The organism is Acidovorax sp. GW821-FHT10E03 (assembly GCF_059415205.1).
Map to the genome: position 1 here is coordinate 317,189 of NZ_JBWKMU010000003.1, position 12,949 is coordinate 330,137.

General features: G+C 68.5%; 13 protein-coding genes. 1 reads left to right on the forward strand and 12 read right to left on the reverse strand.

Annotation, left to right across the window (positions count from 1 at the left end):
• Positions 1-20: 20 nt before the first annotated feature.
• Positions 21-872, forward strand: a complete 852-nt coding sequence (gene asd, locus AC07OD_RS07265; RefSeq protein ID WP_494595850.1) for an archaetidylserine decarboxylase — start codon at positions 21-23, stop codon at positions 870-872.
• Positions 873-911: 39 nt separating this feature from the next.
• On the opposite strand, the gene AC07OD_RS07270 is transcribed toward asd, so the two are convergent.
• The 12 genes from AC07OD_RS07270 to hutH form a co-directional block, all read right to left on the reverse strand.
• Entirely contained in the window at positions 912-1,121 is a 210-nt protein-coding gene (locus tag AC07OD_RS07270) for a hypothetical protein (RefSeq protein WP_218294742.1), read from the reverse strand.
• A 193-nt stretch (positions 1,122-1,314) separates the two neighbouring features.
• Positions 1,315-2,136, reverse strand: a complete 822-nt coding sequence (hutG, locus tag AC07OD_RS07275; RefSeq protein WP_494595852.1) for an N-formylglutamate deformylase — start codon at positions 2,134-2,136, stop codon at positions 1,315-1,317.
• A 30-nt stretch (positions 2,137-2,166) separates the two neighbouring features.
• Positions 2,167-3,564: a formimidoylglutamate deiminase gene (locus tag AC07OD_RS07280; protein WP_494595854.1), complete on the reverse strand. Its 1,398-nt coding sequence runs from the start codon at positions 3,562-3,564 to the stop codon at positions 2,167-2,169.
• Complete coding sequence (gene hutI / locus AC07OD_RS07285) at positions 3,554-4,852, reverse strand: imidazolonepropionase (protein ID WP_494596046.1); 1,299 nt, start codon at positions 4,850-4,852, stop codon at positions 3,554-3,556. The genes AC07OD_RS07280 and hutI overlap by 11 nt, the downstream gene beginning before the upstream one ends.
• A 90-nt stretch (positions 4,853-4,942) precedes the next feature.
• Positions 4,943-5,560: a HutD/Ves family protein gene (locus AC07OD_RS07290; protein ID WP_369642646.1), complete on the reverse strand. Its 618-nt coding sequence runs from the start codon at positions 5,558-5,560 to the stop codon at positions 4,943-4,945.
• A 17-nt stretch (positions 5,561-5,577) separates the two neighbouring features.
• On the reverse strand, positions 5,578-6,447 hold the full coding sequence (locus AC07OD_RS07295; RefSeq protein WP_369642647.1) for a phytanoyl-CoA dioxygenase family protein: 870 nt from the start codon (positions 6,445-6,447) through the stop codon (positions 5,578-5,580).
• A 54-nt stretch (positions 6,448-6,501) separates the two neighbouring features.
• Positions 6,502-7,296: an amino acid ABC transporter ATP-binding protein gene (locus AC07OD_RS07300; RefSeq protein ID WP_255591477.1), complete on the reverse strand. Its 795-nt coding sequence runs from the start codon at positions 7,294-7,296 to the stop codon at positions 6,502-6,504.
• Entirely contained in the window at positions 7,293-7,961 is a 669-nt protein-coding gene (locus tag AC07OD_RS07305; protein ID WP_494595856.1) for an amino acid ABC transporter permease, read from the reverse strand. Before AC07OD_RS07305 ends, AC07OD_RS07300 begins: the two co-directional genes overlap by 4 nt.
• Positions 7,962-7,987: 26 nt before the next feature.
• Positions 7,988-8,737: a transporter substrate-binding domain-containing protein gene (locus AC07OD_RS07310; protein WP_218341087.1), complete on the reverse strand. Its 750-nt coding sequence runs from the start codon at positions 8,735-8,737 to the stop codon at positions 7,988-7,990.
• Between the two features lie 31 nt (positions 8,738-8,768).
• Complete coding sequence (locus AC07OD_RS07315) at positions 8,769-9,515, reverse strand: IclR family transcriptional regulator (protein ID WP_369642648.1); 747 nt, start codon at positions 9,513-9,515, stop codon at positions 8,769-8,771.
• Between the two features lie 109 nt (positions 9,516-9,624).
• On the reverse strand, positions 9,625-11,349 hold the full coding sequence (gene hutU / locus AC07OD_RS07320) for a urocanate hydratase (protein WP_494595859.1): 1,725 nt from the start codon (positions 11,347-11,349) through the stop codon (positions 9,625-9,627).
• Positions 11,350-11,407: 58 nt separating this feature from the next.
• Positions 11,408-12,949, reverse strand: a complete 1,542-nt coding sequence (gene hutH / locus AC07OD_RS07325; protein WP_494595861.1) for a histidine ammonia-lyase — start codon at positions 12,947-12,949, stop codon at positions 11,408-11,410.

Consider the following 12,949-nt stretch of genomic DNA (forward strand, 5'->3'; position numbering starts at 1 on the left):
CTCCTGAAGGGCCCCCACCCGTGTCTGATCGCCTGGCAGTCCTGCCGCAATACCTCATGCCCAAGCAGGCCCTGACCACCCTGGCCGGCAAATTTGCGTCGGCCCGGCTGGGTGGCCTCACGACCTCGGTGATCCGCCGATTCGTGGCCCGCTACAACGTCAACATGGCCGAGGCGGCCAACCCTGACATCGCCAGCTACGCATCGTTCAACGACTTCTTCACGCGTGCGTTGAAGCCTGGTGCCCGCCCGCTGGCGCAGGCCGATCTGGTCTGCCCCGTGGACGGCGCCATCAGCCAGTTCGGCCCCATCGCCAAGGACCAGATCTTCCAGGCCAAGGGCCACACCTACTCCACCACCGCGCTGGTGGGCGGCGATGCCGCCGCCGCGGCGCGGTTTGACAACGGCCACTTCGCCACGCTGTACCTGAGCCCGCGCGACTACCACCGCATCCACATGCCCTGCGCGGGCGAGCTCACGCGCATGGTGCATGTGCCTGGCGACCTGTTTTCGGTGAACCCCACCACGGCGCGCGGCGTGCCCGGGCTGTTTGCCCGCAACGAGCGTGTGGTGTGCTTCTTTGAATCGGCGCAGGGGCCGTTCGTGCTGGTGCTGGTGGGGGCCACCATCGTCGGCAGCATGGCCACGGTATGGCATGGGCAGGTGAATCCACCGCGTCCGGGCACGCCGCGCCAATGGGACTATGCCCAGGGACAGGTGAGCCTGCGGCAGGGCGAGGAAATGGGGCGCTTCCTGCTGGGTTCGACCGTGGTGATGCTGTTTCCCCAGGGCCCGTTGCAGTTCAACCCGCAGTGGGCGCCCGCCCGGCCCATCCAGCTGGGCGAGGCGATGGCGCAGTTCAGCGCACGCTGAGGTTCGTCAGCCCGCGGTGGCGGCGCGCCGGGCGCCGTGTCAGAACCGGTCGGGAACGCGCGTGAGGTGGAAGGCCGTGGGCTCCACCCGAAGGGCATCGGGGTGCACCGGCGCATCGTGCCCCACCAGGTAGATCATCATCGCGTTGCGGCGCACCACCACGTGGCTGACCGTCTCGCGCTGCTGTCCCCATTGCACGGAGGCTCCGGGCTTGAAAAGGGGCATGTAGTAGTAGGCCGCTGGATCCATGAGGGGGTGCGGCTCCTTCCGCATTGGCTGACCGGGCACAGGGTGGTGAAAACAGGGGGCGCCCGCCGGGCGATTCGAACCATCGCTGCAGCCATACTAGCACCGAACCCCCGCCACCCTGGCCCATGCCGCTACAAGAATTCGAGCAGAGGGGCACACCGCCGCACCGTTGGGGGCCCTGCGGACCCGTGGATCAGCGCGGAGCCTGGCGCGCGTGCGCGAATGCCAGCGCGGCCCGCAGCATGCGTTCGAGGTGCGGCTGCACGCGCTGCGCCACGTCGGGCAGGTAGTCGAACGGCAAGGATTCCTGCATGTAGCTGCACTGCGTCATCTCCAGCTGCACGGCATGCACGCCCTGCCCCGGCTGGCCATAGTGGCGCGTGATGTGCCCCCCCTTGAAGCGGCCGTTGAGCACCGCCGTGTAGCCGCCCGCGGCCTCCGCGATGGCCAGCAGCTCCCGGGCCAGTGCGGGATCGCAGCTTTCGCCGTTGGCCGTGCCCAGGTTCAGGTCCGGCAGCTTGCCTTCGAAGAAGCGCGGGAGCACCGAGCGGATCGAATGCGCGTCCCACAGCACGGCCACGCCATGCAGGGCGTGGATGCGATCGAGCTCGGCGCGCAGTTGCGCGTGGTACGGCGCCCAGACGGCATCGCGGCGCGCGGCGACTTCGGCTTCGCCCGGCACGTCGCCCTGGGCGTAGATGGGCGTGTCGTCAAAGGTATCGACCGGGCACAGGCCGGTGACGCTCTGGCCGGGGTAGAGGCTCGCGCCGTCGGGCGGACGGTTCAGGTCCACCACGTAGCGCGAGTGCGTGGCCACCAGGATGGAAGCGCCCATGTCGCGCGCAAAACCGTACAGCCGGTCCATGTGCCAGTCGGTATCGGGCACCTGGCGGGCCTCTTCGGTAAACCGCGCGGCCAGCGCGGGCGGCACGTAGGTTCCCGCGTGGGGCATGGAGATCAGCAGCGGCTGGGTGCCTTGGTGAAAGACAAACGGAGATGGTGCGGTGTCGGTCATGGTGGGTTCAGAAATAAAACAAAGACAGCCTCAATCCGGCGCGATGGTGGCCGACCGGGCTGCCACAAAGGCCCGGGCCGCCGATTCGTGGAGCACATGCCGGCCTCCGGACACGCGGCGCACGCCCGCCACCCAGAGGCTGCCGATGGCCGAGGTCCGGTGGCTGCCAAACACATGGGCCGAGAGCATGCTGTGCGCAGGCAGATCGCGCAGCGCCACATGCTGCGCGTCCAGCGCCACCATGTCGGCCTGCTGGCCCACCGCGATGCCGCCAACGGCCCGCCCCGCAGCCTGCGCCCCGCCAGCCACGGCCTGCAAGGTCATGGCGGTTGCGACCTCGGGCTGCGCGGCGGAGGCCAGCACATTGCGCTGCCGGCGTGACAGGCGCTGGCTGTACTCCAGCATCAACAGCTCTTCGGCCGCATTCACACAGGCATGGCTGTCCGAGCCCACGCCCCAGCGCCCACCCTGCTGCAGCCACAGCGGCATGTCGAAGATGCCGTCGCCCAGGTTCGCTTCGGTGGTGGGGCAGATGCCAGCGACGGCGCCGCTGCGCGCGGCGCCGGCGTATTCATCGGGCGTCATGTGGGTGGCGTGCACCAGGCACCAGCGTTCGTCCACCGGGGCGTGGTCGAGCAGCCACCGCACGGGGCGCTGGCCGCTCCAGGCGATGCAGTCGTCCACCTCCTGCGTCTGCTCGGCGATGTGGATGTGGATGGGCGCGTGGGGATCGAGGGCGGCGAGGCCCTGCACGGCGGCGGTCAAGCTCTCGGGCGGCACGGCACGCAGCGAGTGCGGGGCCAGGCCCAGAACGGCCCCCTGCACCCGTGCAGCGGGCGCCAGGCGCTCCAATAAAGAGAGCATATTGCCGGTGCTGCGGATGAACCGGGCCTGGTCGGCCCGTGGTGGCTTGGCGCCAAAGCCGCTGGTCTGGTAGAGCACCGGCAGCAGCGTGATGCCCAGGCCCGCGTTGCGGGCGGCGCGCAGCAGGGCCAGCGACAGCGTGGCGTCGTCGGCATAGGGTGTGCCACGCTGGTCGTGGTGCACGTAGTGGAACTCGCACACCGAGGTGTAGCCCGCCTCCAGCATCTCCACATACAGCCAGGTGGCGATGGCCTCCAGCGATTCGGGCGTGATGCGGGCGGCAAAGCGGTACATGAGGTTGCGCCAGCTCCAGAAGCTGTCCTGGCTTTCTGCCCGGTACTCGGTGAGCCCGGCAAACGCGCGCTGGAAGGCGTGCGAATGCAGGTTGGGCATGCCGGGGATCACCGGGCCAGCAGCCACCGGCGTGCCTGCTGGCACCGCAGCATCGGCGGCCACGCCGGTGATGCGCCCTGCCCCATCCCACTGCACCAGCACATTGCGCGCCCAGCCGGTGGGCAGCAGCGCATCGGCCGCAAAAAGGCTGTGTAAAGCGTCAAGCGCCATGGCGGGCCCCCTGCTGTGTTTGGATGCCCATGCCATCGGCCACCACCTGCCCCTGCCGCACGACGGTGCAAGCGGGCTTGTGGCCGTACCAATAGGCCAGCTCGGCCGCCTCGCCCAGCGGCCACAGCACAAAATTGGCCGGCCTGCCTGATGCGATCAGGCCGTGGGAATCTTGCAAGCCCAGCGCGCGCGCGGCGTGCGTGGTGATGCCGGCCAGGGCCTCGGGCACCGTCAGGCGGAACAGCGTGCACGCCATGTTGGCCATGAGCAGCAGGCTGAGCGCGGGCGAGGTGCCGGGGTTGTGGTCGGTGGACACCGCCATGGGCACGCCGGCCTCGCGCAGCTGCGCAATGGGCGGCAGGTGCGTGTCGCGCAGCGTGTAGTAGGCACCCGGCAGCAGCACGGCCACGGTGCCCGCGGCCTTCATGGCGGCGATGCCGTCCTGCGACAGGTGTTCGATGTGGTCGCACGACAGCGCGCCGTAGCGCGCGGCCAGGGCCGCGCCGCCCATGTCCGAGAGCTGCTCGGCATGCAGCTTGACCGGGATGCCCAGTTTTTGCGCGGCTTGGAACACCTGCTCGGTCTCGGCCAGCGTGAAGGCGATGCGTTCGCAGAACACATCCACCGCATCCACCAGGCCTTCTGCCGCCAGCGCGGGCAGCATCTCGTTGCAGACGAGGTCGGTGTAGTCCTGGCTGCGCCCTGCGTATTCGGGCGGCAGCGCGTGCGCGCCCAGAAAGGTGGTGCGCACCGTCACGCCGAATGCCTCGCCCAGGCGGCGGGCCACGCGCAGCTGCTTGCGCTCGTGCGCGAGGGCCAGCCCATAGCCGGACTTGATCTCGATGGCGCACACGCCCTCGTCCAGCAGGGCCGAGAGGCGCGGAGCGGCCAGGGCAAAGAGCTCGTCTTCCGACGCCCCGCGCGTGGCCTTCACCGACGACACGATGCCGCCACCCGCCCTGGCCACTTCTTCGTACGTGGCACCCGCCAGCCGCATCGCGAACTCGTTGGCGCGCTGGCCGCCGTAGACCAGGTGGGTGTGGCAGTCCACGAGGCCGGGCGTGGCCAGCGCGCCCTGCCCATCCCAGCGGTGCAGGGGATGGAAGGCCGGCGGCAGGTGCGCCTCGGGCCCGATCCAGGCCATGCGGCCGTCCTGCACCACCACGCAGGTGGGTTCGCCCTCGGGCACGGGCACATCGGCCGCCACGAGTCCGGCCACGGGCTTCAGATTCACCCACACGCCCTCGGCGCTCTCGCCGGCCGGGCCACCGGGCCGCGCCTGCTGCATCTGCTTGTCTGCCGGAAGGTTCATGGTATCAATTGCTATGCAAACAATAGCTGCCAGCGCTTATTCAGCAAGCGCCAGAGGCCATTTTTATCAAAATTCCGTTCTGGAACCACGCTCCAGCGCGATCCAGGCCAGCGCCGGCGCATCCGCCGCACTGCCGCCATGGGCGGGCTCCAGGCGCCCCTGCAAGGCAGCACCCTCCTGCACCCACCAGAAGCCCTGCCCTGCGTGCAGCACGCGGGGCTCGCCGCCCTGCTCTCCCGGCACCCATCGCCAGCCACCCTGCAGCACCATGCACAGGCCGGCGTGCACGCCCGCGGGCGCCCGCGCCTCGCCTGCCACCTGCAGGGCACCGTGCCAGGCGCCCCGGCGCAGCATGAGGTTGAAGTCCTTCGAGGTGCCGCCCAGCATGGCGCCATCCACGGCGTCGTCCCCCGGGAAGGCGAACGGCTGCCAGCGCTGGTCCAGCCCGTGCTCCCAGCCCGGGCCGCGCAGGTGCAGGCCGTCGCCTCCCAGCAGCATGATCTGGCGGTCGATGCCCGGAAAGACCGAGAACGGGCCGGGCCGGTCGACCGTGGCCAGGCTGACCCGCCACTCGAAGGCGTTCATGTCCGCTCCCGGCGGCCAGCAGGCGAGTTCCTGCGTGCTGCCGCCGCCATTCTTCCAGGGCGTGGCGGGGGTGGCGGCAAGGTCAAAGAAGACTGGCATCCCCATCGGGGCCCCGCTCATCGCGCACCCTCCCCGGCCTGCACCGCTTCGGCCACCAGCAGCGGAAACAGCGCGTGGTCCATCTCGGCTCCGGCGGGCAGCACGTCGGTCAGGCCCGCAAACTCGGGCGAGGTCTTCCAGGGCCGGGGGGCGTGGCGGATGTCGTCGCCCAGAAAGCGCACCGAAAACACGCGCCGGCGGTTCACGCCCTCCACCCCGCCCGCGGCGTGCAGGGTGAGCATGTGAAAGCACACCACATCGCCGGGCTCGATCTCCCAGCCGACGATGGGGAAAGCCTCGCGGCGGGCCTCGACATCGGGCAGGTCCTGCAGGCTGCCTTCAGGGAACCACTTGGCCTGGTTGTCCATGAAGGTGCGCGGCATGAGCCAGGGCCCCTTGTGCGAACCGGCCACGAATTCAAGCGTGGCCGCGCGCGACACCGGATCGACCGGAATCCACATGCTGATGTTCTGCAGGCCTTCGATGTTGTAGTACGGCTGGTCCTGATGCCACGGAGTGCGCTGACGCGTGCCGGGCTCCTTCACCAGCACATGGTCGTGGTACAGCCGCACGGTGCGCGACCGCATGAGGCGCTGCGCGGCCAGGGCCAGCGGCGTCTCGCGCACGAAGCGGCCGAACTGCGGGATGTCCTGCCAGTTGCAAAAGTCCTCGAAGAAACGGCCCGGGTCGTCGGGGCGGCTGGCCACCTTGGCGCGCGGGCTGGGCGCGGCCAGGTTGGCGTCGATGCCTTCGCGCAGCAACGCCACCTCCCCGGGCGTGAGCAACTGCTTAATGCACAGCGCGCCGTCGCGGTCGAAGCGGGCAATGTCGTCCTGGGACAGGCGCTCTTGCAGGCGCTGCTGCATCACGGGTGAAAGCGGGGACATCGGGGTTTCCTCCTCTGGGGTTGACGGCAACCGTGCACAGCGCCGCGCAGCGCCTCAGGCGCGGGTGAGCACGGCCTGCAGGAAGGAGCGCGTGCGCTCCTGCGTGGGGTTGGTGAAGATGGTGGCGGGGGCGCCGGCCTCGATGATGCCACCGCCGTCCATGACGACGACCACGTCGCCCACCTCGCGCGCGAAGTCCATCTCGTGGGTGACGACCATCATGGTCATGCCTTCGCTGGCCAGCAGCTTCATGACCTGCAGCACCTCGCCCACCAGCTCCGGATCGAGCGCCGAGGTGGGTTCGTCGAACAGCATCACGCGCGGCTCCATGGCCAGTGCACGGGCAATGGCCACACGCTGCTTTTGCCCGCCGGACAGGCTGGCGGGCATGGCCGACGCCTTGTGCGCCAGCCCCACCTTGGCCAGCAGGGCCTGGGCACGCTCGTCGGCCTCCTTGCGCGAGAGGCCGCGCAGCTTGCGTGGGCCCAGCGTCACGTTGTCGAGCACCGACAGGTGCGGGAACAGGTTGAACGACTGGAACACCATGCCGACCTCCTCGCGCAGCGCGTTGAGGTCATGGTCGGGCAGCATGCGGCCGTCCTGCACCAGCGTGCGGCCGCAGATCTCGACCGTGCCGCCCTCGGGCTGCTCCAGGCCGTTGCAGCAGCGCAGGAAGGTGCTCTTGCCCGAGCCGCTGGGCCCGATGACCACCACCACCTGCGATGGGAACACGTCGAAGTCGATGCCACTGAGCACCACATGGCTGCCAAACGACTTGCGCAGGCTGCGAATGCGCACGATGGGCTCGGAAGCCGGGTTCGCGCCGGTCACTGCAGACGTTGTCTTCATTGCACCATCCCTCCGGCGCGCAGGCGCAGTTCCATGCGGCGCAGCACCAGCGTGGTGGCCCCGGTCAGAACGAAATACACCACCGCGATCGCCAGGTACACCTCCAGCGAACGGTACGACACGCTGATGATCTTCTGCCCTTCGTGCATCAGGTCGTGGATGGTGAGCAGCGACACCAGCGCCGAGTTCTTGATGAGTGCGATGAACTCATTGCCCAGCGGAGGAATCATGCGCACCACCGCCTGCGGCAGCACCACGGTGCGCATGGCCAGGCCCGAGGACATGCCGATGGAGCGCGCGGCCTCCATCTGCCCCTTGTCGATGGACTGGATGGCGCCGCGCACCACCTCGGACACATAGGCGCCCGAGTAGATGCCCAGGCCGATCACGCCGCACACAAAGGCGGGCAGGAGAATGCCGAACTGCGGCAGGCCAAAGAACAGGATGAACAGCTGCACCAGCAGCGGCGTGCCGCGGATCGCGGCCACGTAGGCGGTGCACAGGGCGTAGACCACGCGGCGCCTGGGGTTCAGGCGGCCAATGCCCACCAGCAGGCCCATGACGCAGCCCAGCAGCAGCGAGGCGGCCGTGATTTCCACGGTGACCAGCGCGCCCGCCAGCAACTGGGGCAGCCCGGCCCAGACAGGAGAAAAATCGAGTTCCATGGTTCAGTCCGGCAACGGTCCGTGGCTTACTTGGCAGCGCTGTTGCTGAACCACTTCTTGACGATGGCCGCATAGGTACCGTCGGCCTTGAGCCTGGTGATGGCGCCGTTGACGGCCTTCGTCAGCTCGGGCGTGTCCTTGCGCAGGGCCATGCCGTATTCCTCGGTGGTGAGCTGCTCGTCGAGCACACGCAGGCCCGGGCGGGTGCGCACGTACTGGAACGCGGCGGGCTTGCCGGTCACGGCGGCATCGGCCCGGCCGATGTCCACCAGGTTGAACATCTCCTGGTTCTTCTCGACCTCGACGCGCTGCACCTTGGGGAATTTTTCGGTCAGGTATGCCACCGACTTGGTGCCCACCTGCACGCTGACTTTCTTGCCGTCCAGGTCGGCCAGCTTGTGGATGGTCTTGTTGTCGGCCTTCACCATCACCACCAGGCCGCCGGCGTAGTAGGAGTCGGTGAAGTCCACCACCTTCTTGCGCTCGTCGGTGATGTAGATGGCCGATACCGCCATGTCGAAGCGCTTGGAGATCAAGCCGGGAATCAGGCCCTTGAAGTCGATGTCCACCCATTCGACCTGCTTGCCCATGGCCTTGGCGATCGCTTCCACCAGCTCGACGTCAAAGCCCGTGCGTTTGCCATTCTCGACGAACTCCATGGGCGGGAACGTGGCATCGGTGCCCACACGCAGGACGTTGTCCTGGGCCTGCGCACCCGTGGTGCAAAAGGCGGCGGCGGCCAGGCTGGCCAGAAGAAGGTTGCGACGAAGGTTCATGGGGAAAGCTCCTGGGGAGGGGTGAGGGAAATCAGGGAGAAGTGAGCTGGCGGGAGATGCGCGCGGCGGCGATGACGGCCATGCCGGTGAGCGCGGCCTCCTGCCCCTGGGCTCGCAAGATCGGGGCCATCAGGGTGATGGCCCCCGCGGCCTGCCGGGGAGAGCCGAACACGGGCACGCTGACGCCCCAGACACCGGCATCCACCTCGCCGGAGCTGACGGCGTAGCCCGCCTTGGCAATGCCTTCCAGCTCGGCCAGCGCCGCCTGGCGCTCGGGGGTGCCCGCGCCGTAGTGCAGGTCCAGAATGGCATTGCGCGTGGCCGGGGCCACATGGGCCAGCAGGCACTTGGCGGAGGCGCCGGCGCGCAGCGGCACGCTGCGCCCCTTTTCGAACGAGCAGCGCAGGGCCTGCGTGCTGTCCACCATGTCCAGGCATACCACGCTGTCGTTGACGGCCACCACCAGCCCCACGCTTTCGTGGGACTGCCGGGCCAGGGCCTGCATGTCCGGCCGCGCGTGGTGCACCAGGTGCGACGCCATGTCAAAGCCCAGGGCCAGTTGCAGGCTCAGCGGCCCGGGCGCGTAGTGCCCGCTGCTCTCCAGTACGAAGCCCCACAGCTTGAGCCGCGCGAGTTGCCGGTACAGCGTGCTGCGCGCCAGGCCCGTGGCCTCCATCAGCTCGGCGGCCGACATGGGCTGGCCATGCTGCGCCAGCACCGCCAGCACGTGCAGAACACGGTCGGCGGCGGCAACGGAGGTCGGTCCACGGGTGGGCATGGACTCAGTATCAAAGGATTGCAGCGGCATTCAAACCCAACATTCCCACCGAATGGGAATGCCGTTCCCTTTTTTCACATCCCTGTCACACCTCCTTGCTGACGCTGTTTCACTTCACCATGGGCAGGTTCAGGCCCTGCTTCTTCGCCGTTTCCACGGCCAGTTCGTAGCCTGCGTCGGCATGGCGCATCACGCCGCTGCCGCAGTCATTGACCAGCACGCGCGCCAGGCGCTCGGCCGCCGCATCGGTGCCATCGGCCACGATGACCATGCCCGAGTGCTGCGAGTAGCCCATGCCCACGCCGCCGCCGTGGTGCAGGCTGACCCAGGTGGCGCCGCCCGAGGTATTGAGCAAGGCGTTGAGCAGCGGCCAGTCGCTCACGGCGTCGGTGCCATCCTTCATGCCTTCGGTCTCGCGGTTGGGACTGGCCACGCTGCCGGTATCGAGGTGGTCGCGGCCGATCACGATGGGCGCCTTCAGCTCGCCGCTCTTGACCATCTCGTTGAAGGCCAGGCCCGCGATGTGGCGCTCGCCCAGGCCCAGCCAGCAGATGCGCGCGGGCAGGCCCTGGAAGGCGATACGCTCGCCCGCCATGTCGAGCCAGCGGTGCACGTGCTTGTTCTCCGGGAACAGCTCCTTGATCTTGGCGTCGGTCTTGCGGATGTCTTCCGGGTCACCCGACAGCGCCACCCAGCGGAACGGGCCCTTGCCTTCGCAGAACAGGGGGCGGATATAGGCGGGCACAAAGCCGGGAAAGTCGAAGGCGTCCTTCACGCCTTCGTCAAACGCCACCTGGCGAATGTTGTTGCCGTAGTCCACCACCGGGATGCCCATGTGCTGGAAGTCGAGCATGGCCTGCACATGCACGGCGCAGGACTTGGCAGCGGCCTTCTTCAGCACCTCGTGCTGCGTCACATCCTGCTGCGCGGCGCGCCACTGGGCCACCGTCCAACCTGCGGGCAAGTAGCCGTTGACGAGGTCGTGGGCGGAGGTCTGGTCGGTGACGAGGTCGGGCTTCAACCCACCCGCCTGGGCGCGCTTCACCAGTTCAGGCAGCACGTCGGCCGCATTGCCCAGCAGCGCGATGGAAATGGCCTCCTTGGCCGCCGTGTGCTGCTGAATAAGTTCGATCGCGTGGTCGATGTCACGCGCCTGCTTGTCCACATAGCGCGTGCGCAGGCGAAAGTCGATGCTGCTTTGCTGGCATTCGATGTTGAGCGACACCGCGCCCGCGAAGGTGGCGGCCAGCGGCTGCGCGCCGCCCATGCCGCCCAGGCCCGCGGTCAGGATCCACTTGCCCTCGAGCGAGCCGCCATAGTGCTTGCGGCCGGCTTCGGCAAAGGTCTCGTACGTGCCCTGCACGATGCCTTGCGTGCCGATGTAGATCCAGCTGCCGGCGGTCATCTGGCCGTACATGAACAGGCCCTTCTGGTCCAGCTCGCTGAAGTGCTCCCAGTTGGCCCACTTGGGGACCAGGTTGGAGTTGGCCAGCAGCACGCGGGGTGCGTTGGCATGGGTCTTGAACACGCCCACCGGCTTGCCGGACTGGATGAGCAGGGTCTCGTCGTCGTTCAGGTCCTTGAGCGAGGCGAGGATCTGGTCATAGCACTCCCAGTTGCGCGCGGCGCGGCCGATGCCGCCGTACACCACCAGGTCCTGCGGGCGCTCGGCGACTTCGGCGTCCAGGTTGTTCTGGATCATGCGGTAGGCGGCTTCGGTGAGCCAGCTCTTGCAGGTGAGCTGGCTGCCGCGCGGCGCGCGGATCACGCGGCTGGCGTCGTGGCGGGGATCGGTGTTGGAAGCGGCTGCAATGATGGCGTCGTTGGCGTTCATGGTGGGCTCCTGTGAATGGGTGGCGCGAAAAAGCGAAAAAGAAAGAAAGAAAGAAAAATCAGGAATGGCTGGGCAGGCACTGCAGCAGCGGCGCGGGCCATGGCGTCTCCGAGGCCCATTCGCGCATGGATTCGATGTCGGTGGCCAGGAAGCGGTCTTGCTCCAGGTAGGCCACGCGCTGGCGGATGGCAGCGAACTGGTCTTCGATGAGCACAGAAGATTTCAGGCTGCGGTCGAACTCCATGCCCTGCGCGGCGGCCATGGCCTCGATGCCCACCATCACCGCCGCATTGCGCACCATGTCGCCCAGGCGGCGTGCGCCGTAGGTGGCCATGGAAACGTGGTCTTCCTGGTTGGCCGACGTGGGCAGGCTGGTCACGCTGCTGGGGTTGGCCAGGCACTGGTTCTCGGCCGCCAGCGCGGCGGCGGTGACCTGGGCGATCATGAAGCCCGAGTTCACGCCGCTGTCGCGGATCAGGAAGGCCGGCAGGCCCGACAGGCCGGGGTCGAGCAGCAGCGACAGTCGGCGCTCGGAGATGGCCCCGATCTCGGCCACGGCCAGCGCGATGATGTCCGCCACGAAGGCCACGGGCTCGGCGTGGAAGTTGCCGCCCGAGATCACGTCACCGTTGTCGAATACCAGGGGGTTGTCGGACGCGGCGTTCGCCTCGATGGCCAGCACGCGCGCGGCGTGGTGCAGGTTATCGAGGCACGCGCCCATCACCTGCGGCACGCAGCGGATGGAGTACGGGTCCTGCACGCGGCCGCAGTGGGGATGCGAAGGGTCGATGGCGCTGCCATCCAGCAATGCGCGCACGGCGGCCGCCACGGCGATCTGCCCCGCCTGGCCGCGCGCCTCGTGGATGCGTGCGTCAAACGGCTTGACCGAGCCCTTGATGGCCTCGAGCGACAGGCAGCCTGCGACCAGCGCGGCGGCGAAAACGCTCTCCGCGCCGAACAGCCCCGCCAGCGCGAGCGAGGTGGATACCTGCGTGCCGTTGAGCAGCGCCAGCCCTTCCTTGGGGCCCAGCACGAACGGCGCAAGGCCGATGGAGCGCATGGCCTCGGCCCCAGACACCACCGTGCCATCGACCTTGGCCTGCCCTTCGCCGATCAACACGCAGGCCAGGTGGGCCAGCGGCGCCAGGTCGCCCGACGCGCCCACCGAACCCTTGGCCGGAATCACGGGCAGCACGTTGGCGTTGGCCATGGCCAGCAGCGCATCCACGATCTCGGGACGGATGCCCGAATGCCCACGCGCCAGGCTGATGGCCTTGGTGGCCAGGATGAGGCGCACCACGGGATCGGGCAGCGCATCGCCCGTGCCCACGCTGTGGGACAGCACCAGGTTGCGCTGCAGCTCGGCGAGGCGCTCGTGGGCGATCTTGGTGCTGGCGAGCTTGCCGAAGCCGGTGTTGATGCCGTAGACCACCTGGTCTTCATCCACGATGCGCTGCACCGTGGCCAGCGACGCCTGCATGAGGGCACGCGCGGACGGGTCCAGCGACAGCTGCACGGGCGCGGCGTGGATGCTGCGCAATTCAGCCAGCGTGACCCGGCCGGGGTGCAGGGTCAGGGAGGAAGCGGTGGTTTTTGTCAT

Coding starts and splice junctions, on each gene's coding strand:
- AC07OD_RS07295 (WP_369642647.1), bottom strand. CDS start 6,447: ATGTCCCCGCTTTCACCCGTGATGCAGCAGCGCCTGCAAGAGCGCCTG.
- hutG (WP_494595852.1), bottom strand. CDS start 2,136: ATGACCGACACCGCACCATCTCCGTTTGTCTTTCACCAAGGCACCCAG.
- AC07OD_RS07300 (WP_255591477.1), bottom strand. CDS start 7,296: ATGAAGACAACGTCTGCAGTGACCGGCGCGAACCCGGCTTCCGAGCCC.
- AC07OD_RS07315 (WP_369642648.1), bottom strand. CDS start 9,515: ATGCCCACCCGTGGACCGACCTCCGTTGCCGCCGCCGACCGTGTTCTG.
- hutU (WP_494595859.1), bottom strand. CDS start 11,349: ATGAACGCCAACGACGCCATCATTGCAGCCGCTTCCAACACCGATCCC.
- AC07OD_RS07310 (WP_218341087.1), bottom strand. CDS start 8,737: ATGAACCTTCGTCGCAACCTTCTTCTGGCCAGCCTGGCCGCCGCCGCC.
- hutH (WP_494595861.1), bottom strand. CDS start 12,949: ATGACAAAAACCACCGCTTCCTCCCTGACCCTGCACCCCGGCCGGGTC.
- AC07OD_RS07305 (WP_494595856.1), bottom strand. CDS start 7,961: ATGGAACTCGATTTTTCTCCTGTCTGGGCCGGGCTGCCCCAGTTGCTG.
- AC07OD_RS07290 (WP_369642646.1), bottom strand. CDS start 5,560: ATGCCAGTCTTCTTTGACCTTGCCGCCACCCCCGCCACGCCCTGGAAG.
- AC07OD_RS07280 (WP_494595854.1), bottom strand. CDS start 3,564: ATGGCGCTTGACGCTTTACACAGCCTTTTTGCGGCCGATGCGCTGCTG.
- AC07OD_RS07270 (WP_218294742.1), bottom strand. CDS start 1,121: ATGGATCCAGCGGCCTACTACTACATGCCCCTTTTCAAGCCCGGAGCC.
- hutI (WP_494596046.1), bottom strand. CDS start 4,852: ATGCAGCAGGCGCGGCCCGGTGGCCCGGCCGGCGAGAGCGCCGAGGGC.